Origin of the sequence: Lentzea indica (assembly GCF_012184385.1) — a bacterium.
GTDB lineage: Bacteria > Actinomycetota > Actinomycetes > Mycobacteriales > Pseudonocardiaceae > Lentzea > Lentzea indica.
This window is the reverse complement of record NZ_VSRL01000003.1, coordinates 75,152-93,739: the sequence shown is the minus strand read 5'-3', so window position 1 is coordinate 93,739 and position 18,588 is coordinate 75,152. Positions and strand designations below refer to the sequence as shown.

At 66.9% G+C, this 18,588-nt stretch carries 20 protein-coding genes and 1 tRNA gene; 10 read left to right on the top strand and 11 right to left on the bottom strand.

Translation table 11 applies throughout. The features are described 5' to 3' along the window. Window positions 1-13: 13 nt before the first annotated feature. Entirely contained in the window at window positions 14-1,246 is a 1,233-nt protein-coding gene (locus FXN61_RS01745; RefSeq protein ID WP_167969545.1) for an LPXTG cell wall anchor domain-containing protein, read from the bottom strand. Window positions 1,247-1,270: 24 nt separating this feature from the next. Next, complete coding sequence (locus tag FXN61_RS01740) at window positions 1,271-1,780, bottom strand: LPXTG cell wall anchor domain-containing protein (protein WP_167969543.1); 510 nt, start codon at window positions 1,778-1,780, stop codon at window positions 1,271-1,273. A gap of 389 nt (window positions 1,781-2,169) precedes the next feature. On the opposite strand from FXN61_RS01740, the gene FXN61_RS01735 reads away from it, so the two are divergent. Further along, the gene (locus FXN61_RS01735; RefSeq protein WP_167969541.1) at window positions 2,170-3,144 is read left to right on the top strand and encodes a cation diffusion facilitator family transporter; all 975 of its coding nucleotides are present in this window, start codon (window positions 2,170-2,172) and stop codon (window positions 3,142-3,144) included. Here the strand turns inward: FXN61_RS01735 and dcd are convergent. After that, a complete protein-coding gene (dcd, locus tag FXN61_RS01730; protein WP_167969539.1) occupies window positions 3,141-3,722 on the bottom strand; it encodes a dCTP deaminase in 582 nt (193 codons plus the stop codon). The two genes, FXN61_RS01735 and dcd, sit on opposite strands and share 4 nt — an antisense overlap. A gap of 47 nt (window positions 3,723-3,769) precedes the next feature. On the opposite strand from dcd, the gene FXN61_RS01725 reads away from it, so the two are divergent. The 5 genes from FXN61_RS01725 to FXN61_RS01705 all read left to right on the top strand — a co-directional run bounded on the left by FXN61_RS01725 (window position 3,770) and on the right by FXN61_RS01705 (window position 5,878). Further along, window positions 3,770-3,843 (top strand) — tRNA-Gly (locus tag FXN61_RS01725). Window positions 3,844-4,139: 296 nt separating this feature from the next. Then, on the top strand, window positions 4,140-4,382 hold the full coding sequence (locus FXN61_RS01720; protein WP_223165278.1) for a dihydrofolate reductase family protein: 243 nt from the start codon (window positions 4,140-4,142) through the stop codon (window positions 4,380-4,382). An 84-nt stretch (window positions 4,383-4,466) separates the two neighbouring features. Next, window positions 4,467-5,426 carry a TIR domain-containing protein gene (locus FXN61_RS01715; protein WP_167969537.1) on the top strand — a complete coding sequence of 320 codons (960 nt, stop codon included), beginning with the start codon at window positions 4,467-4,469 and terminating at the stop codon, window positions 5,424-5,426. Window positions 5,427-5,466: 40 nt separating this feature from the next. Then, window positions 5,467-5,655: a hypothetical protein gene (locus tag FXN61_RS01710; protein ID WP_167969535.1), complete on the top strand. Its 189-nt coding sequence runs from the start codon at window positions 5,467-5,469 to the stop codon at window positions 5,653-5,655. Further along, on the top strand, window positions 5,642-5,878 hold the full coding sequence (locus FXN61_RS01705) for a PH domain-containing protein (protein ID WP_167969533.1): 237 nt from the start codon (window positions 5,642-5,644) through the stop codon (window positions 5,876-5,878). The genes FXN61_RS01710 and FXN61_RS01705 overlap by 14 nt, the downstream gene beginning before the upstream one ends. Here FXN61_RS01705 and FXN61_RS01700 read toward each other — a convergent pair. Continuing rightward, on the bottom strand, window positions 5,864-6,280 hold the full coding sequence (locus FXN61_RS01700; protein ID WP_167969531.1) for a hypothetical protein: 417 nt from the start codon (window positions 6,278-6,280) through the stop codon (window positions 5,864-5,866). The genes FXN61_RS01705 and FXN61_RS01700 overlap by 15 nt on opposite strands. A gap of 92 nt (window positions 6,281-6,372) precedes the next feature. Between FXN61_RS01700 and FXN61_RS01695 the strand changes: the two genes are divergently transcribed. Next, window positions 6,373-6,765, top strand: coding sequence for a hypothetical protein (locus tag FXN61_RS01695; protein WP_167969529.1), 393 nt, complete (start codon window positions 6,373-6,375; stop codon window positions 6,763-6,765). Here FXN61_RS01695 and FXN61_RS01690 read toward each other — a convergent pair. Then, the gene (locus tag FXN61_RS01690; protein WP_167969527.1) at window positions 6,725-8,233 is read right to left on the bottom strand and encodes a sodium:solute symporter family protein; all 1,509 of its coding nucleotides are present in this window, start codon (window positions 8,231-8,233) and stop codon (window positions 6,725-6,727) included. The two genes, FXN61_RS01695 and FXN61_RS01690, sit on opposite strands and share 41 nt — an antisense overlap. Before the next feature lie 244 nt (window positions 8,234-8,477). Between FXN61_RS01690 and FXN61_RS01685 the strand changes: the two genes are divergently transcribed. After that, complete coding sequence (locus FXN61_RS01685; RefSeq protein WP_167969526.1) at window positions 8,478-9,116, top strand: LuxR C-terminal-related transcriptional regulator; 639 nt, start codon at window positions 8,478-8,480, stop codon at window positions 9,114-9,116. On the opposite strand, the gene FXN61_RS01680 is transcribed toward FXN61_RS01685, so the two are convergent. Next, window positions 9,078-9,656: a TetR/AcrR family transcriptional regulator gene (locus FXN61_RS01680; protein WP_167969524.1), complete on the bottom strand. Its 579-nt coding sequence runs from the start codon at window positions 9,654-9,656 to the stop codon at window positions 9,078-9,080. The two genes, FXN61_RS01685 and FXN61_RS01680, sit on opposite strands and share 39 nt — an antisense overlap. Before the next feature lie 81 nt (window positions 9,657-9,737). On the opposite strand from FXN61_RS01680, the gene FXN61_RS01675 reads away from it, so the two are divergent. Beyond that, entirely contained in the window at window positions 9,738-10,775 is a 1,038-nt protein-coding gene (locus FXN61_RS01675; RefSeq protein ID WP_167969522.1) for an FAD-dependent oxidoreductase, read from the top strand. 151 nt (window positions 10,776-10,926) lie between these two features. Beyond that, complete coding sequence (locus tag FXN61_RS01670; protein WP_167969520.1) at window positions 10,927-12,762, top strand: acyl-CoA dehydrogenase; 1,836 nt, start codon at window positions 10,927-10,929, stop codon at window positions 12,760-12,762. 57 nt (window positions 12,763-12,819) lie between these two features. Here the strand turns inward: FXN61_RS01670 and FXN61_RS01665 are convergent, their stop codons facing one another. From FXN61_RS01665 to FXN61_RS01645, 5 genes are all read right to left on the bottom strand, one after another. Next, window positions 12,820-13,548, bottom strand: coding sequence for a DUF1206 domain-containing protein (locus tag FXN61_RS01665; protein ID WP_167969578.1), 729 nt, complete (start codon window positions 13,546-13,548; stop codon window positions 12,820-12,822). 112 nt (window positions 13,549-13,660) lie between these two features. Then, a complete protein-coding gene (locus FXN61_RS01660) occupies window positions 13,661-15,445 on the bottom strand; it encodes a VanW family protein (protein WP_376770563.1) in 1,785 nt (594 codons plus the stop codon). Window positions 15,446-15,728: 283 nt separating this feature from the next. Next, the gene (locus tag FXN61_RS01655; protein WP_166049398.1) at window positions 15,729-16,022 is read right to left on the bottom strand and encodes a GroES family chaperonin; all 294 of its coding nucleotides are present in this window, start codon (window positions 16,020-16,022) and stop codon (window positions 15,729-15,731) included. Window positions 16,023-16,058: 36 nt separating this feature from the next. Next, on the bottom strand, window positions 16,059-17,879 hold the full coding sequence (locus tag FXN61_RS01650) for an NHL domain-containing thioredoxin family protein (RefSeq protein WP_312877487.1): 1,821 nt from the start codon (window positions 17,877-17,879) through the stop codon (window positions 16,059-16,061). A gap of 58 nt (window positions 17,880-17,937) precedes the next feature. Then, on the bottom strand, window positions 17,938-18,456 hold the full coding sequence (locus tag FXN61_RS01645) for a hypothetical protein (RefSeq protein ID WP_167969518.1): 519 nt from the start codon (window positions 18,454-18,456) through the stop codon (window positions 17,938-17,940). Between the last annotated feature and the right edge of the window lie 132 nt (window positions 18,457-18,588).

Genomic DNA, 18,588 nt, shown 5'->3' with positions numbered 1-18,588 from the left:
GGGTCCTAAGTGGTCAGGAGCGTCGGCGGCGCGCCACGAAGAACGCTCCGGTACCGGCCGCGAGCAGCAGCGCACCCAGTGCCAGGAAACCCAGCGGCGAGGCGCCCGTGGACGCGAGGCCGGACTTGTTGCCGGCCTTGGCCACCGCCGGAGTGGTCGTGGTGGTCGGGGCAGCGGTCTGCGAGGACGACGGCGCGGTGGTGGCGCCCTTCTCGACGACCTTGATCGGCTTGACGGCCACGTTGTCCTTGAACGAGTCCTTGCCGAACTTGCTGGGCCGCACGATGACGTGGAGGCTCTCGATCTTGGTGGTGGTGAACTTGATCCTGAGCTTCACGTCGATGCTCTTGCCGGGCGCGATCGGGTCCTTCGACTCGAACTCGAAGCCGGTGTGGTTGTACGCCACCACGTTGTCGCTGTGGGACAGCGTCTCGGCGTCATAGCTCGCCAGCACGAAGGAAGGCTTCTCCGCGACCTCGCCCTTGTTGGAGATCTTGATGACGACGTCGGCCGCGTCGCCGAGGACGTAGGTGTCCTTGGAGGGAGTCAGGACCGGCACCTCTGCCGCGAAGTCTCCCTTGATCGGCACGTTGCGGACGTCGACCGTCTTGAAGTTGGCGAACTTCGCGAGCTTGAAGGTCACCGTGCGGGTCGCGCGGTCGACCTCGGACTCGGTGACCAGCCGGTACTTCTTGTCCGTGTAGTCCGCCGCGACGAAGGTGTAGTCACCTGCGCGGAGGTCGTCGACGTCGAACTTGCCCTCGTCGTTCGGCATCGGCAGCGGCTTGCCGTTGAGCGTGCCGGGGTTGAGAAGCTCCTCGTCGGCCTGCCGGACGCGGTCCTCGTTCTTGTCCAGGAACGAGAAACCGTAGAAGTGCGCGCCGAAGAACCGCACGTCGACGACACCGCCCGTGGTGGTGCGCTCCCTCGGACTCACGGGTGAGTGGAAGTCCCTCATGGCGGCGTCCAACTCCACGCGGTAGGTGCCCGCGGGCAGGTTCTCCACGCGGTACTTGCCGTTCGCGTCGGTGGAGAACTGGGCCACGGTCTCACCGGACTCGGCCTTGACGATCGTGCCCGGCTCGTTCGCCAGCACGACCTCGCCGGCGTCATGGGCCCTGGAGCCGTTGCGGTCGAGGTAGAGCAGTCCCTCGATCGCGATCTTCTCGTCCTGCGCGAAGGCGGGAGTGCCTGCCGCGGTCAGCACGAGGGCGGCCGTCGTCGCGACGGCGAAGACGTTCTTCACTTGTCCCCCAAAGGACTTCGGTTGTCAGGAACGGCGACGGCGCGCGACGAAGAACGCGCTGGCACCGGCAGCGAGAAGCACGGCGCCCAGCGCCAGGAAGCCCAGCGGCGACGCACCCGTCGACGCGAGACCTGCCTTGTTGCCCGCCTTGGCCACGGCCGACGTGATGGTGGTGGTCGGAGCGGCGGTCTGCGAGGACGACGGCGCGGTGGTGGCGCCCTTCTCCACGACCTTGATCTGCTTCTTCACGTTCGTGCCCTGGTTCGTGCGGTCGGCGTCCTTGAAAGGACCGACGAACGGGTGTGCGAACGGCCAGATCTCGGTGAGGTCGGTACCGGTGATCTCGATCGTGCCGGTGGCCCAGTCGATCGGCCGGGTTCCCGCCGGCTTGACCAACGCCAGGCCGCGCTGCGAGTAGTCGACGGCGACGAACGCGTACTTGCCGGCCGGCAGGTCCCTGGCGACGTACATGCCCTTGTCGCCGGTCGTGTACTCACCGACGAGGTCACCGCCGTCGTACTTGGTGATCTTCACGGCCTTCTCGCTGGCGAAACCTGGTTCGTCGCCGACCTTGCCGTCATCGCGACGGCGCAGACGTTCTTCACTGATCCCCCAGCGTTCGATTGCTCCACTTAGGAGTCGAATTACCGAGGGCCGGCGTTGCGTGATGCCGGTCACTCCGACAACGGATGTCCCACGATGGTGGTTGCGCCGACATGCAGAACGGCCCGCGTCTCTCCCGGACGCGGGCCGTTCCGTCTTACCCCCTGGTGATCAGCGTCCCCCGGTGCAGATCCCAGCCTTAAGACACCGCAGACCGTCCTGATGTTGCCCCACCCTCCGAATGTCACTCGAATGCAGTAACGGTCAGGCGCTGCGCGCGTCGAAGGTCACCGCGGTGGCGGAATCATAGGCTGATCGTCATGAGCGAGAAGCCGCAGGGTTCGGGCGAAAGCACGCTGACCGTGGTCCTCGCCCTGCTGGTGAACCTGGCCATCGCGATCACCAAAGCCATTGCGGGCGTTTTGACCGGTTCGGCGGCAATCCTCTCCGAAGCCGCGCACTCGGTCGCCGACACGTTCACCGAGGCACTCCTGCTGACCGCACTGCGCCGCTCGGGCCGCCCCGCCGACCGCCGCCACCCGTTCGGCTACGGCAAGGAGCGGTACTTCTGGTCGCTGCTGGCGGCCGTCTCGATCTTCGCCTCGGGCGCGATGTTCGCGTTCTACGAAGGCTTCCGCACGGTCTTCGGCGAACCGGAGGAACAGACGCGGCCGTTGGTGGGCTACATCGTGCTCGGCCTGGCCTTTCTGCTGGAGTCCGTCTCCTGGACCCAGGCGTTCCGGCAGGTCCGCTCCGAGGCCGCCGCACACGGCCGCGGGTTCTGGGACTTCTTGAGGGTCTCGGACGACCCGACCGTGAAGACGGTTTTCCTCGAGGACTCCGCCGCCCTGATCGGCCTGGTGCTCGCATTCTCCGGCCTCGGCCTGCACCAGCTCACCGGCTCGTCGCTGTGGGACGGCCTGGCGTCGCTGGCGATCGGACTGTTGCTGGCTCTGGTGGCCTATGTCCTGGCCCGCACCAACCGCGGCCTGCTGATCGGACGGCAGGCGGACCCGGTGATGGTGAAGGCGATCTGGCGCCGGCTGGCGGAAGTACCGGAGGTCGAGGCCGTCGTGGACGTGCTGACGATGCTGATCGGCACCGACCGCGTGCTGCTGTGCGCGCGGCTCGACTTCAACGACACGTTGACGGCCTTCGAGCTGGAGAACGCGTGCGTGCGCATCTCCGCGGAGCTGCGCATGGAGTTCCCGGACCTCGACGAGATCTTCCTGGAGCCGGTACCCCGTACCGACCCCGACCTGCGCCGCCGCGTGCTGGACCGCTACGGCTTCTAGCGGCGCGTGTCCGTGCGGTGGAAGTTGAGGTAGGCGCGGCTGGGCGTGGGCCCACGCTGTCCCTGGTACCGGCTACCGGCCCGCTTCGAGCCGTACGGGTGCTCCGCCGGGCTCGAGAGCTTGAACAGGCACAGCTGCCCGATCTTCATGCCGGGGTGCAACGTGATGGGCAGGTTCGCGACGTTCGACAGCTCCAGCGTGATGTGACCGGAGAAGCCGGGGTCGATGAAGCCGGCCGTGGAGTGGGTCAGGAGGCCGAGCCTGCCGAGGCTGGACTTGCCTTCCAGCCGCCCGGCCAGGTCGTCCGGCAGCGTCACCATCTCGTAGGTCGAGCCGAGCACGAACTCACCGGGGTGCAGCACGAACGGCTCACCCTCCGCCGCCTCGACCAGGCTCGTCAGGTCGTCCTGCTGTTGAGCGGGGTCGATGTGGGTGTAGCGCGTGTTGTTGAAGACCCGGAAGAACCGGTCCAGCCGCACGTCGATGCTCGACGGCTGAAGCATCTCGAGGTCGAACGGGTCGAGGACGAGACGGCCGGACTCGACCTCTTTGCGCAGATCCTGGTCACTCAGCAGCACCCGGACAGGCTAGCTCAGGCTTGTGTATGATCGGCGACGCACTGCTCGCGGGTGTAGTTCATTGGTAGAACGACAGCTTCCCAAGCTGTAGAGGCGGGTTCGATTCCCGTCACCCGCTCCACCTCGAGGGCCCAGGTCACACGACCTGGGCCCTCTTTTTGATGGTGTCAGCACGTCACCGTGTGCTAACCACATGCAGTCAGCCCACGGGTGCAAGTACGAACTCCTCGAACGGAACGATGGTGCAGCCGCGCAGTTCGCGGATCAGCGCCGAGGCCAGCACCCACCGCACGGCCTGATCGTCGTAGGGCATGTTCACCGCTCCGGCTACGACGGGTGCCAGCAGGCCGTGTTGATCAGCTCGCGGGCTGCATGCAACTCAATCCGAGACTTGGGACGCGCGCCAGGGTGGTCGCCATGATCAGGCTGGGCACGGCGCTCGGCTGCCGCGCCCATGGACAGCTCGCCGCCGTCGGCCTCTCGCGTTCGCTCATGCGGCTCGACCTGATCGACGAGCTCCAGGTGAGTTTGTTCCCCTACGTCGCGGGCGAAGGGACTCGGATGTTCGACGGCATCCCCAAGGCCTACCAGCTCGACCTGGTCTCCAGCGCCGCCTCTCGCAACGGGATCGTCGAGCTGCAATACCGACGACACCGCTAATCGACCGGTGGGCCCACGGGCGGCGGTCCAGCTCCACCCTGCCGGCGCTACCGTGGACCCTCCCACCAGATCGCCACGAGGGAGATGGTGACCCTGACGGTATTCATCAGCCATTCCTTCGACAACCAGCCCGAGTTCGAGAACGTCACGGACTGGCTGGACCGGCTGGACGTCCAGTACTGGCGACCATCCGAGATCAAGACCGGCGAGTCGCTGCGCGAACAGCTGCGCACCGCCGTCCAGACCTGCTCGGTCTGCATCTTCGTGGCCACCCAGAAGTCCGTCACGTCGAGCTGGTGCGGCGCCGAACTCGGGGCGTTCTGGGGCGCAGGCATCCCGATCATCGTGTACCTCGCCGAGGCATCTCTCCCAGATGAGGCACTACCACCGATCCTGCAAGGCGACGTGTGGGAGCGAAATCTGCGCCGAGTCGCGGCCAGGGCGGAGGAGCTGGTCGATCACCGCGATGCCGCGGCTCCGTCGCCCAATGCGAAAGTCTCCAGCATCACCGTCGAGCAGCTGGAGACGCTCGTCGGAGGCGCTGTCGCACTGGTCGCGGCGAAGGTGCTGAAGGACTCGAGCCTCGGCGCGTTCGACGGCGGACTCCGGTCCGTCGCCACCGAAGCGACGGGGCGCGTTCTCCGCGGCACCGAGGCGACCAGGCAACTGACCGACGGGGACTGGAAGCGACGCGTCCTGTGGGTCGACGACCATCCGGAGTACAACGAGTACGAGCGCGAGGCGTTCGAATCCTTCGGTCTGAAGTTCATGCTCGTCTTGTCCACCGAAGAGGCGTTGCAGGTTCTGGACGGTCGTCGTTTCGCGGCCATCATCTCGGACATGGGCCGCGCCGAAGGCCCGCAGGAAGGATTCCGGCTTCTGGAGAGCGTTCGAGCTCGCGATCGCTCCACGCCGTTCTTCATCTACGCCGGGACCGCCACGAGCGCACAGCGACAGCTCGCCACGGCACGTGGGGCGCAGGGGCAGACGGACGAGGCCAACGAGCTGATCGACATGGTGACGGCGGCGCTGGTCGACCGTTAGGACCCACGGGCGGCGGTTTCGGCGGTCTAGGGTGCGCGCCATGAGCGAGATCTACCACGGCCGCGGCGGCCGAACCGCCACAGTCGTCGCCGCCACCTTCCTGCTGGCGGCCTACGCCGTGCGGGCGCTCAGGTACGAGGGCGGCAATCATCGCGATCGGTGTTGTGGTCACGTCGATCGCCGCACTTCTCATCTGGCACGTGTGGTGTCTGTCGGTGACGCTCACTGACGACGAGCTGATCATCCGCAACACCTTCCGCACCCACCGCATCAAGTGGCAGGACGTCAAAGAGATCGACCGCGATCAGATGCTCAACCGCGAGAGGGTGATCGTCCGCACGAAGGATGGGCGGACGGTGCCGTGCGACTCGTTCAGCGGACTGAACCTCAGCAACGAACGGGTCGGCGTGAAGCTGATCAAAGCGGTCAACAGGCGGCTAGTCGACCGGTAGGCCCCACGGTCGCCGGTCCAGCTCCACCCAGCCCCCACCCCGAGCCAAAGCCGCCCGCACGCCGGCGACGTGGTCAGCGAACGACGCGAGATCCCCGTGCAGCAGCTCAGCGCGCTCCACGTCCAACGGATGCGTGTCGTCGTGCCAAAGGTCGACCGGGAAGGAAGCCACGAACGGCATCGACTGCAAGAGCTGCAACAAGGCCGCTGAAGGCTGAGCAGTCTCAGCGAGGTAGTCCAGCCGGATCGACTCGCAGGCCGCCAGCAGCTCGCGGACCTGCCGGATGGCGTCGGCCGGGGTGCCGTCCCACGACTGGTCGGGGTACACGCGGTCGCTCAGCTCCAGCCAGAGCCGCCAACCAGCGGCCAGTTCGGCGTCGTCTGAAGGAAACCACGTACCCATGGCATCCACTGTGCATGCGTGACCGAGCATGAGTCTCGTGACGATGACGCACGCCACGGCAACCAACGGGTGATGTGCGCGTCTTGAACCGCATGACGCGTAAGTGGCAAGGACTTACCGTACTGCTGAGTCTCGTGATCGGGCTCGCACTCGGCCTCCTCCTGACGCTGCTCGCCGTACCGGCGCTCAAGTACGAGGTGGTCGAGCACGCCAACCTGCTGACGCGGGTGCTGGCCTACGGCTTTCTGCTCGTCCCCATCGCCGTCATCACCGTTCTGAAGAGCCCGTACCCGGTCACGCACACGACGGGGCTCGTGGCGGGTGCGACGGCCGTGCTGGCAACAGCCGCCCAGACCTACACCGGCACGCCGATGCCCTACATCTGGCTCGCGGCGGCGACCCTGTTCGGGTGCGCCGCCGCGAGGATCATGAAGAACGAACGCGCTACGCCTTCACCTTCTCCGGCTCCGGCTCATCGGAGTTGAGCGAGTCGAGCAGTTCGTCGCGCTCGCGGGACGGCTCCTTCTTCGTGAAGCCGATCGCCAGGTAGAGCACCAGGGAGAGCAGCAGCGGCCACGACACGAGCACGCCCTTGGTCACCCAGGCGGCCTTGTTCATCTGCTCGATGTAGAGGAACGCCCACATGCCGAGGCCACCGACAACCGAGGCGATCGCCGCCGATGAACCGACCTTGCGGAACCACGGCAGCAGGCCGAGCATCAACGGAATCGCGATCGGGCCCATCGTCGCGGCGACCAGGTCGACCACCACCTTGAGCACGAAGCCCTGGCCTCCCGACGCGATCGCGATGATCATGCTGACGCCGATGAAGGTGAACGTCGTGACGCGGGCCAGCACCAGCTGGTTGTCAGCCGAGAACGTCTTAACCCGTTTCCAGATGTGCGGCAGCATGTCGCGGTTGATGACGGCGGCGATGACGTTCGCGTCCGACGACACCATGGCCATGGTGTGCGAGAAGAAGCCGGCCAGCACCAGGCCGATCATGCCCGCGGGCAGCATCTGCTTGCCCATCTCGATGTAGGCGCTCTCCGCCTGCGCACCTTCAAGGCCCGGCACGATCAGCGGCGCCGCCCACATCGGGAAGAACAGCACGAGCGGCCACACCAGCCACAGCGCGGACGACAGCAGTGCCGACCGCTTGGCCGCGAAGCCGGACGGCGCGGCCATGTAGCGCTGCGCCAGGTTCCACATGCCGCCGTTGTACTCCAGCGTCTTGATCAGGAAGAGCGCCATGAGGAACGTCGACGTGTACGGGCCGGCCAGCGGGTCGCTGTGGCTGTCGGGGAGCTTGTCCCAGATCGTGACGGGGAAGCCCCAGCCGAGCTGACCGGCGACGGCGAAGAACATCGCGAAGCCCGCGGCCGCCTGGATGATGAACTGGCCGAAGTCCGTGAGCGCGTCGGCCCAGAGACCGCCGAGCACCGAGTAGACCATCGTGACCAGGCCGATGATGATGATGCCCCAGGTGATCGGGACACCCGCGAAGCCGCGGAGCAGGATCGAGACGGCCGCCCACTTGGCGGCGATGTCGACGACCTTGAGCAGGGCACCCGCGTAGGCCATGACCTGCTGGGTGGGCAGGTTGTAGCGCTTGGCCAGGTATTCGAGCGGCGACTTGACGTCGTGCTTGGCGCGCAGCCGGTTCCACCGCGGTGCGAACAAGAACGCACCGATGCCGACGCCGATGCCGATGGTCAGCGACCACCACACGTAGACCGTCAGTCCGAGCCTGTACGCCTCGGAAGCGAACGCGACGAACATGACCGCGCTGTAACCCGACATGTGGTGCGAGATGCCGGACAACCACCACGGCATCTTTCCGCCTGCCGTGAAGAAGTCGGCGATGTTGTGGACCCGCCCGCGTGACCAGAGTCCGATCGCGACCATCACGAAGAAGTAGCCGACTACGACTACCCAGTCGAGGGTGCCCATGTGACCTCCTGCGTGTGCACACACGTGTGCCCGCGAGAGCGCACCAGGCCTGGGGCGGCGGAACCTGGCACATCCGCACGGGATATGTGACGTAGGTCTTACGAGACTGTTGCCTGCAGATGGAAGACCTTCGGCGGTCTTGAATCACATTCGTGACCGTTGTTCATCCACATGAACCGAGTGTTCCGCGTAACACGTCCGAGCGAACGACGTCACACCTCCAGAAGCACGAACGGAGGTGCTGATGCTCCAGCCAAGCCGGCCCGGCCCCGGTGTCGCGCTGATCGACCCCGTGCCGCTGTACCGAGAAGGTCTGTCCGCCCTGATCAGGCGGACCGCCGGCCTGCGCTGGCTCGGCTCGACGGGCGACCTGCACGCCGCCGTCCGCCTGCATGAACGACTGCGGCCAGACGTGCTGCTCGTCGACTCCGTGCTCGATCCCGTCGGGCACCTGGCCAGGCTCCTGGTCGAACGCGACCCGGCCCTGCTGGTCATCGGCCTGGTCCGCGACGCCCACTCGCACGCGAACTACGTGACGAGCGCGCTGGAGGCGGGGGTTCGCGGCGTCGTGCCGCGCTCGGCCCAGCCGGAGCAGATCGTGCGAGTGATCGCCGAGACGTGCCGTTCACGCGGCTACGTGCACCCCGACCTGCGGCCACGAGAACGGCCGACGCTGACGCGGCGCGAGTACGAGGTGCTCACGCTCATCGCGGACGGCCTGGAGAACCAGCAGGTCGCGAACGAGCTGATCGTGTCCGTGGAGACCGTGCGGACCCACGTGAAGGGCATCCTGCGCAAGCTCAGCGCGCGCGACCGGACGCACGCGGTGTCACTCGCCTACCGGTCAGGCCTTCTGATCGGCCGCCCAGCCGTGCTCGAGTAGCCCGAACAACTCCTCAGCCGCCTTCTCCCGGTCCGCCCGCCCGAAGATCACGTCACGGGCCTCCAGCGCGAACCGGGCCAGCCCCGCGCACCTCACGTCGTCCAGTGGCGCACCGACGTCCTCGGCGATGGCATGGGCCAGCGCTGTCTCGTGGCGGATCCACATGGTGCGCTGGTACGCGCGCAACGTCGGCGTGTCCTCGACGAGCCGGATGAAGGGCCCGAACAGCGGGTGGTCGGCGTGCCCGGTCGCCGCTCGGACGAAGTGGTCCTTCAACGCCTGCGGGATCGACTGCCCTGCCGGACGGTCGCGCACGGCACCGACCAGCGCGGACTCCATCTCCGCGTCCTCGTCGAAGAGCAGCGACTCCTTGCTCGGGAAGTGCTTGAACAGCGTCGTCACCGACACGTCCGCCCGGTCGGCGATCTCCTTCACGCCCACGTCGTCGAACCCGCGCGCCAGGAACAGCTCCAGCGCCGCGTCGGCGATCGACTGACGGGTCTGCAGCTTCTTGCGCTCACGGCGGCCGAGTTCGGTCACCGTCGGATCGTACCTGCGAGTTGAGCCACTTCAAAAGTGTAGTCATTGCACTTTTGTAGTCGATACGGTTTCATGGATGGCATGACCACACCACGCATTGCCATCGCAGGGGCCGGCATCGGCGGCCTCACCTGTGCCCGAGTTCTCCAGCTGCACGGCTTCGAGAACGTCACCGTCTTCGAGCGCGAGAGTTCACCGAACGCCCGCCAGCAGGGCGGCACCATCGACCTGCACGGCGACTCCGGGCAGGTGGCCATCCGCGCCGCTGGGCTCTACGACGAGTGGCGCGCACTCGCCCGTGACGAAGGCCAGGAGCAGCGCAAGGTCGACCACGCCACCGCAGCGTTGATCGAGCACGAGCTACCGGAGGGCGACTTCCGCCCGGAGATCGACCGCGGCCAGCTCCGCGACCTGCTGCTCGGTTCGCTCACGCCGGGGACGGTCAGCTGGGGACTCGGCGTCGCTTCCGCCGCGCCCGGCGGCCACGTCACGTTCCTGGACGGTTCGACCGCCACGTTCGACCTGGTCATCGGTGCGGACGGGGCGTGGTCACGGGTGCGCCAGGCCGTGTCACCCGCCACGCCCGAGTACACCGGCGTGATGTTCGTCGAGACCCGGCACGACAACGACGAACGGCTGCTCGACCTCACCGGTCAGGGCACGATGGTCGCGGACCACGAGGGCCTGATGCTGTGGGCGCAGCGCAACAGCGGTAATCACATTCGCGCGTACGCGTGCATGCGTGCGCGTGAGGATTGGAAGCCCTCCAACGCCGAGCTGCTGGACCTCTACACGGGCTGGCACCCGGACCTGGCGGCGTTCCTCACCGGCGAGCTGATCCACCGGCCGCTGTACGCGCTGCCGGTGCCCCACACGTGGGAGCACACGCCCGGCGTGACCCTGCTCGGCGACGCCGCCCATCTGATGCCGCCACTGGGCGTCGGGGCGAACCTCGCCATGGAGGACGCCGCCGAACTGGCGCTCGCGATCGCCGAGCACGGTGTCCGAGACGGCGTTCGGACCTACGAATCTGTCATGTTGCCGCGCGCGATCGACGCACAGGAGCGCACGAACGCAGGACTGCAGGACATGGTCCCAGAGCGCCCGATACGCGTCTGACCGGCGCTCATGCCCGATTCAGGCTGACAAGAGGACTGTCTGATTCACCACCAGTGGGTGGACGGCCTTGCCGGGGTTACTGTCGAGTAATACTCTGTTGTTACCGGTCAGTAGGCGACCCCGCCGCGACCCTGAGGAGTGAGCTGACGAGATGGGCCACTACAAGAGCAACGTCCGGGATCTCGAGTTCAACCTGTTCGAGGTCTTCAACGTGCAGGACCACCTCGGCACAGGGCCGTTCGAGCAGTCCGACGAGGACACCGCGCGCGGCGTTCTGGCCGAGATGAAGACGCTGGCGGAGGGTCCCCTCGCGGACTCGTTCGCCGACGCCGACCGCAACCCGCCGAAGTACGACCCGGCGACGTTCTCGGCGACCCTGCCGGAGTCGCTGAAGAAGTCGTACAAGGCCGTGTGGGACGGCGAGTGGTACCGCATGTTCCTGCCTGAGGAGCTCGGCGGCTTCGGCACTCCGCCGTCGGTCGCGTGGGCCGCGTCCGAAATGATCCTCGGCGCCAACCCGCCGATCTACATGTACCTGGCCGGCCCGAGCTTCGCGACGGTCGTCTACAACAACGGCACCGAGCGCGACCAGCACTGGGCGCAGCTGATGATCGACCGCGGCTGGGGCGCCACGATGGTGCTGACCGAGCCGGACGCCGGTTCTGACGTCGGCGCCGGCCGCACCAAGGCGATCAAGCAGGACGACGGCTCCTGGCACATCGAGGGCGTGAAGCGCTTCATCACGTCCGGTGACCAGGACCTCACCGAGAACATCATGCACCTGGTGCTGGCGCGCCCCGAGGGCGAAGGCGTCGAGGCGCGGCCGGGCACCAAGGGTCTGTCGCTGTTCCTCGTGCCGAAGTTCCACTTCGACCCGCAGACCGGCGACCTGGGCGAGCGCAACGGCGCCTTCGTGACCAACGTCGAGCACAAGATGGGTATCAAGGCGTCCACCACGTGTGAGCTGACGTTCGGCCAGCACGGCGTGCCCGCCCAGGGCTGGCTGCTGGGCGAGGTGCACGACGGCATCGCGCAGATGTTCGACGTCATCGAGTACGCCCGCATGATGGTCGGCACCAAGGCCATCGCGACGCTGTCGACCGGCTACCTGAACGCGCTGTCCTACGCAAAGGAGCGCGTGCAGAGCGCCGACCTGACGCGCATGACGGACAAGACCGCCCCGCGCGTCACCATCACCAACCACCCGGACGTGCGCCGCAGCCTGATGCTGCAGAAGGCGTACGCCGAGGGCCTGCGCGCCGTGTACCTGTACACCGCGACGTTCCAGGACAAGGTGATGCTCGGCGGCGACGACAAGGAGCTCGCGGCGAAGGTCAACGACCTGCTGCTGCCGATCGTCAAGGGCGTCGGCTCGGAGCGCGCGTACGAGCAGCTGGCGCAGTCGCTGCAGACGCTGGGCGGCTCCGGCTTCCTGCAGGAGTACCCGATCGAGCAGTACATCCGCGACTCGAAGATCGACTCCCTGTACGAGGGCACCACGGCCATCCAGTCGCTGGACTTCTTCTTCCGGAAGATCATCCGCGACAAGGGCCAGGCGCTCGCGTACATCAACGGCGAGATCCAGAAGTTCCTCGACAACGAGGGCGGCAACGGTCGCCTGAAGGAGGAGCGCGCGCTGCTCAAGCAGGGTCTCGAGGACCTGCAGGGCATGCTCGGCTCGCTGGTCGGCTTCCTGACTTCGTCGCAGGAGGACGTCCGCAACCTCTACAAGGTCGGCCAGAACTCGGTCCGCCTGCTGATGACCGCCGGCGACGTGCTCGTCGGCTGGCTGCTGCTTCGCCAGGCCGAGGTCGCGCTGGAGAAGCTCGGCGGCGCGCCGTCGGCCAAGGACAAGGCGTTCTACGAGGGCAAGGTCGCCGTGGCGTCGTTCTTCGCGAAGAACGTGCTGCCGGAGCTCACCGCCCGCCGCAAGATCGCCGAGTCCACCGACAACGCGCTGATGGACATCGACGAGAGCGTTTTCTGAGCGCTGCAAGGACGACGGGTCCTCGCACCTCCTGCCCGAGGTGCGAGGACCCGTTTCTCATTCCCTGAGTGCTCGTGCAGCGACGAAGCAGTAGACGCCGAACGCGGCGATGCCGATCGCGACCGCGCTGAGCAAGAACACGCCGTAAGGCTGTGCTGCCAACGTGTGCAGCGCTTTGTCCATGCCACCGGACTGCTCCGGATCCGCGTTGATCGCCGCGAGTCCGACGAGGACACCGATCACGCCGTACGCGAAACCCTTGCCGATCCAGCCGATCCGGCCCACCGGCTCGATCCACGACGGCGCACGGCTCATGTCGAGGTCCTTCTCGAAGGACTTCTTGAAGCCCTTGTAAGCGATCACGCCGGCGATGACGAGCACACCGATCGCGATCGCCCCGACGATCAACTGGCCGCCTGGCCACGCCAGCACCTGCGCGGTCAGTTCCTGTTGCTGCTGCGTCTGATCGCCGGCGCTACCGCTGGTGGCGTACTTGAAAGCACCGAGCGCGATACCGGTCGCGGTGATGGCGCGTGCGGCAGAACCGATGCGTTTGGAGATCCGCTTGCGCTTCTCACTGCGGTACGAGTAGCCGACGAAGGCCAGAATCACCTGCCAGAGCGCGAAGAAGACCAAGCCGATGCCGACGGTCCACAGCAGCCAGGAACCGTTCTGCGCGAGCTCGGTCAGCGCGCCTTTCGAATCCGTCCGTTCGGCGTCACCGCTGAACGCGACCTGGAGCGCCAGCCATGCGATGAGCACGTGGACCGCTCCGTACACAACCATCCCCACCCGCCCCAACGTCTGGACGGCGGGGTGTCTTCGCGCCTCATGCGCAACAGTGGCCACGAACGGGTGAATACCCGCGCGTGGCCACTGTGAATCTGAAGGTGTGGACTCAGCCGCCGGGTGGCGGTTCGCAGATGATCTTGAACTGCGGGTCGTAACGGACCGTGCGCGACTCACTGCGGGACTGGCCGCTGCGGCGGTCCTTGATCGTGCGGGTGTCCGTCACCGAGAAGCCAGGGGAACCGTTGCTCGGCGTGCACTCGGCCTTGTTGACCTTCTTCTCCTGCGGCTGGGTGGGGTTGAACTCGCCGCTGGTGGAGCCGGTGACGTCGTAGTTCTTGGTTCCCCACAGCACGATCTTGATCGAGGACGGGGTCCAGATCGTCTGGATGGCGACGCCCGTGTCGTCCGGGTTCGTGAACGCGATGTCGATCAGGCTGTTGCCCGCGCCGTCCATGAACACGGTGGCCTCACGGCCCTTCGGGTACCGCGTGATCCAGTAGCTGTGCTCCTTGTGGCCCGCGTCCTTCATGCCCGCGTAGTAGTACGCGTTGTAGAGCGTGGTCGCGAACTGCGAGATGCCGCCACCGACCGCCTTGCCGGGGATGCCGTTCTCGATGATGCCCGCCTCGACGTAGCCCTGCGCGGTACCGCGGGGGCCGGTGTACTTGTTGAGGCTGAACGTCTCCTTGGGCTTCACGATCGCGCCGTTGACCTTCTCGGCCACGACCCGGATGTTGACACCCGAGGCGGGAGCGAAGCCACCGGTCTGGAACTCGCCGATGACCTCCTTGATGCCCATCTTGTTCGCCTGCTCGGTGGTGACCTTCGCGGGCGTGTGCTTGTACTCGAACTTGACCTCGCGCCCGTCGGTCTTCTTCAGCGTGTCGAAGTAGGGCTGGAGGTTCTTGTCCCAGTCGAGGTCGAGGCCGTCCACCGACTCCTTGACGGTCGGCCTGCCGCCCTCGAAGACGATCTGGGCGTCCTTGCCCTCCTTGACCGTGTCCTTGAGCTGCGGACCGGCCACCTCGACGAGCTTGTCCTTGTTCGGCGTGACGTTCAGCGCGCCGCCGTCGCCGGGCGTGAAGGCCAGCGTGGCCCCGATCTGCTCCGGCGTGAGCGTCGCGTCCTTGCCCTCGCCCTTGATCTTGACCGGACCGGAGACGGCCGTCTTGACGACGTCGTTGAGCGCCTTCTCGACGCCCTCCTTGGTCGTCTTCACCGGGGTGAAGTCCATCGGGACCTCGACGGCGTTGCCGGAGGCCCAGTTCGCGATGACGGTGCTGGTGGCCTCTTCCGCCTTCAGCTTCTGGCCGTCGTGCGGGTCGACGGCGACGGGCTTGGCGCCCTCGAACTTGATGGTGCCCTCGATGGGCTCGTGGTCGAGCTTGGGGCGCAGCGCCTCGAGCGCGCCGGAGACCTTCGCGTCGTCGGCCTTCGTCGCGACGCCGACCTCGCGGCTGGTGAAGAACGAGGTGACGCGCGTGATCGGGCTGAGCGGCTGGCTGCCGGCACGGTCGATCGTGCTGTCCCAGTCGAGCTCCAGACCCGCTGCCTTGGGGTCGAGCTCGGCGTTGACGTCACCGGCCTTGAGCGCCACCGGCTTGCTCAGCCGGGGGCCGATCTCGTCGCGCAGCTTCTTCTCGGCCTCGTCGTGACCCATGCCGCCGACGTCGACACCCGCGACGGTCACGCCGCGCGGCACGTTGCCGCTGGAAACGAGGATGTCGAGGCCGTAGAGCAGGCCGAACGCGCCGACCACGGCCGCGGCGACGATCAGCGCCTTCTTCCTGGTGTTCTTGGGCTGGGCCTCGTCCTCGCCCGGCTCGATCATCACGGGACCGTAGACCCCGGAGTCCTCCGGCTGCGGCTCCGGCGGAACCACCGGCCGCATGTACTCGGTGGCGTCCTCGCCTGCTGGGAAACCGACACCGGGCACAGCCGCGGTGACCGTCGGCTGCTCCCTGTCCGGCTCTTCGGACGGCCACGCCTCCGTGGAGGCGTCGACCTGAACCGGGTTGATCTTGGTGGTCTGCTCGGAGGAGGTGCCGCCGGGACCCACCGGAGGCATCGCTCTCGTCTTCTCAGCGTCGTACGGCACAGCTCTCCCCGTTGCCCTGTCTCTCCTGAGGTGGCATATGTGTGTAGCTATCAGGCGCAGATCACGAACCGGCGGCTCATAGGTACAGACCAGTACCGTGCTCGGTGAGCTCCGATGCAACCGCGTGCAGATCGCGTTCCCTCATCACGAGATACGTGGTGCCGTGCACCTCGACCTCAAGCTGATCTTCCGGGTTGAACAACACCCGGTCGCCGACCTTCACGTGCCGCACGCTGGTACCGACTCCGAACACATCACCCCACGCCAACCGCTTCGCCATCTGGGCCGTAGCGGGGATCACGATGCCTCCACTGGAACGCCGCTCGCCGTCCTCCGGCGAGATACGCACCATGACGCGGTCGTACAGCATCTGGATCTCGAGCTTGACATCAGGCACCAGCAGAGTCTACGTGGCTGGCTGGGGCACCTCGTCCATGCCGCCCATCAGCAGCGGCAACCGGGTAGGTGCATCGGCAACAACTCGAACTGGCACACCCCAGTCCTGCCTGGTCAGACGGCACACCGGGTGTTCGTCGGCAGGATCGTCACTGCAACTGGCGGCCTGGGCTACGACATGCAGAACGCCGTTCGTGACCTGATCGTTGATCCGCAACGCCCGTACCAGTTCAGTGCTGACGCCGGCGCCTTCGAGGATGAGGTCCGGCGGTGAGCTGGTGATCTCCAGACGCGTCGACGGGCCGTACCGCTCGTCGAGCTTGGTGCCGGTGGGCGGGGTGAAGATGACCGCGAGCTCGATCTGCCCTGACGCGATGTCGGTGGACGGCCGCTTCACCTGGTGCTCGGTCCCGTCGATCTTGGTGGCGGCCGCGGAGAAGCGTTCGAGCCGGTGGGCCGCGCTCGCGACCACCAGCAGCTCGTTGTCGATCAGGAGCGCGTCGGACGGCTCGGCGATGTCCGTGGCGATGGTGGACAAGGCGTTGGTCTCGGGGTCGTAGCGCCTGATCGCGTTGTTGTAGGTGTCCGAGATCGCGATCGAGTGGTCGGGGAGGACCGTGACGCCGAGCGGGTGCTGCAGGAGGGCCTGGTCCGCCTCTCCGTCCTTGTGCCCGAACGCGAACAGCCCCTTGCCGATCACGGTGTGGACCTCACCGTTCTCGAGGTAGCGCAGCGCGCTCGTCTCGGAGTCGACCATCCACAGCCGGTCGCCGTCCGCCGCGAGCCCGGACGTCTGCGCGAAGAAAGCCTCTTCCTGGGGACCGTCGTTGATGCCCTCGACGGTGGTGCCGGCCAGGCGGCTGACGGTGTTGGTGGCGGGGTCGAAGAAGCCCAGCGTGTGGTTGCCGGCCATGGCGATCGCCACGCCACCGTTCCACCAGGCGACATCCCACGGGCTGGTCAGGTCGATCTTGTCGGCCGGCCCGTCGGTCTCTCCGTCGCGCCACTGCTCCCCGGTGCCGGCGAGCGTCGTGACCTCACCGGTGTCGAGGTTGAGGCCGCGAAGGAGGTGGTTGACCGTGTCCGCGATGACGACGTCGTAGCCGTGCGTGTTGGGGACGAGTGTGAGGCCGGCGGGCTCGGAGAAGGTGGGGGCGTTCCCGTCCTGCCTGCCCCGTTCGCCGGTGCCGATGCGGCGGACGACCGTCTCGCCGTCGGCTTCCAGCTCCACGATGCTGTGGTGGGCGGAGTCGCTGACCAGGATCGTGTTGCTCGGCGTGACGATCGCCTTCGCCGGGAACCTGAGCGTCGTGTTCGTGGGTTCCGGGGCGACGTAGGGACCCGTGCCGCGGTGCAGCGTGCCCTTCTCGTCGTGCTCCTCGACGAGTTCCTTGATGATGGTTTTGAGTGCCTCAACGTGGCCCTCACCTGCGGCGACGTGCACCACGTAGCCCTCGGGGTCGACCAGCACAAGCGTCGGCCAGGCCTTCACCGCGTAGTTCTGCCAGGTGGTGAGCTCCGGGTCATCGAGGACCGGGTGATGCACCTCGTAGCGCTCGACGGCGGCCTTCAGCGCCTCCGCGTCGGCCTCGTGGACGAACTTCGGCGAATGCACGCCGATCGTGACGAGGACGTCCTCGAACTCGCGCTCGAGGAGCCGCAGCTCGTCGAGGACGTGCAGGCAGTTGATGCAGCAGAACGTCCAGAAGTCCAGTAGCACGATCTTGCCGCGCAGGTCCTTGAGGCTGACCTTGGCGTCACCCGTGTTCAGCCAGCCGCGTCCTACCAGCTCAGGGGCTCGGACACGGGCACGGCGCTTCGCAGTCGTCACGACCGTATCCAACACGGTGGGACGAGGTGTCCATTCCGCGTCCCAGCATGCGGGCGCCTCAGGTGCTGCTGTCGTACCGGAAGATCACGTTCGGCGTGGCCCCGCCCCAGTGCACGACCACGCGGGTCTGGCCGCCCTTGGTGTGCCGCATGGTCAACGTGAGCGGAGCCCACGTGCCGCCGGGCTCTGCGGCACCGGTCGCGCTGCACCCGATGTCGCGCCCGCCCTCGCACGCCCACCCGTCGCCGCCGACGGTCAGATCGCCCTCGCCGTCCATGTCCTCGACGACGAACCTGATCTCGGCGCCCGTCTGCGGTGTGCTCGTGGTGTTGCGCGGCTTCAGCGTGAAGTCGATGGGCTGCGTCCGGTAGACGAACCCCCGCTCCTCGGGGGAGTTCTGCCACTCCCGGACGCCTCGGACGTCCGTCTCGAGGTCGAACGGCTCCTGCCTGGGCGGCGTCGGCGGCATGGTCGTGGGCTCGCTCGTCGGCTCGGGGGACGGAGTTGGTGGAGGTACGGTCTCGGAGGCGCACGCGGCGAGCAGCACCGTGAGTGCCGCGACCGCGATGAGTCTCATCGGCCCAGCGTAAGTGCGACACGCTGGTGCGGCGCGTCCGTTGGAGCGAACGTTGGACCGAACCCGCCGGTAGCCGCCATCATGGACGCAGACCGCCCGTCTGAACCTTTTCGCCGTGTTCGGCGTAAAGGA

Coding starts and splice junctions, on each gene's coding strand:
- FXN61_RS01735 (WP_167969541.1), top strand. CDS start 2,170: ATGAGCGAGAAGCCGCAGGGTTCGGGCGAAAGCACGCTGACCGTGGTC.
- FXN61_RS01645 (WP_167969518.1), bottom strand. CDS start 18,456: ATGAGACTCATCGCGGTCGCGGCACTCACGGTGCTGCTCGCCGCGTGC.
- FXN61_RS01700 (WP_167969531.1), bottom strand. CDS start 6,280: ATGGGTACGTGGTTTCCTTCAGACGACGCCGAACTGGCCGCTGGTTGG.
- FXN61_RS01660 (WP_376770563.1), bottom strand. CDS start 15,445: ATGCGGCCGGTGGTTCCGCCGGAGCCGCAGCCGGAGGACTCCGGGGTC.
- FXN61_RS01695 (WP_167969529.1), top strand. CDS start 6,373: ATGACGCGTAAGTGGCAAGGACTTACCGTACTGCTGAGTCTCGTGATC.
- FXN61_RS01665 (WP_167969578.1), bottom strand. CDS start 13,548: ATGGTTGTGTACGGAGCGGTCCACGTGCTCATCGCATGGCTGGCGCTC.
- FXN61_RS01690 (WP_167969527.1), bottom strand. CDS start 8,233: ATGGGCACCCTCGACTGGGTAGTCGTAGTCGGCTACTTCTTCGTGATG.
- FXN61_RS01655 (WP_166049398.1), bottom strand. CDS start 16,022: ATGCTGTACGACCGCGTCATGGTGCGTATCTCGCCGGAGGACGGCGAG.
- FXN61_RS01710 (WP_167969535.1), top strand. CDS start 5,467: ATGAGCGAGATCTACCACGGCCGCGGCGGCCGAACCGCCACAGTCGTC.
- FXN61_RS01715 (WP_167969537.1), top strand. CDS start 4,467: ATGGTGACCCTGACGGTATTCATCAGCCATTCCTTCGACAACCAGCCC.
- FXN61_RS01685 (WP_167969526.1), top strand. CDS start 8,478: ATGCTCCAGCCAAGCCGGCCCGGCCCCGGTGTCGCGCTGATCGACCCC.
- FXN61_RS01670 (WP_167969520.1), top strand. CDS start 10,927: ATGGGCCACTACAAGAGCAACGTCCGGGATCTCGAGTTCAACCTGTTC.
- FXN61_RS01675 (WP_167969522.1), top strand. CDS start 9,738: ATGACCACACCACGCATTGCCATCGCAGGGGCCGGCATCGGCGGCCTC.
- FXN61_RS01720 (WP_223165278.1), top strand. CDS start 4,140: ATGATCAGGCTGGGCACGGCGCTCGGCTGCCGCGCCCATGGACAGCTC.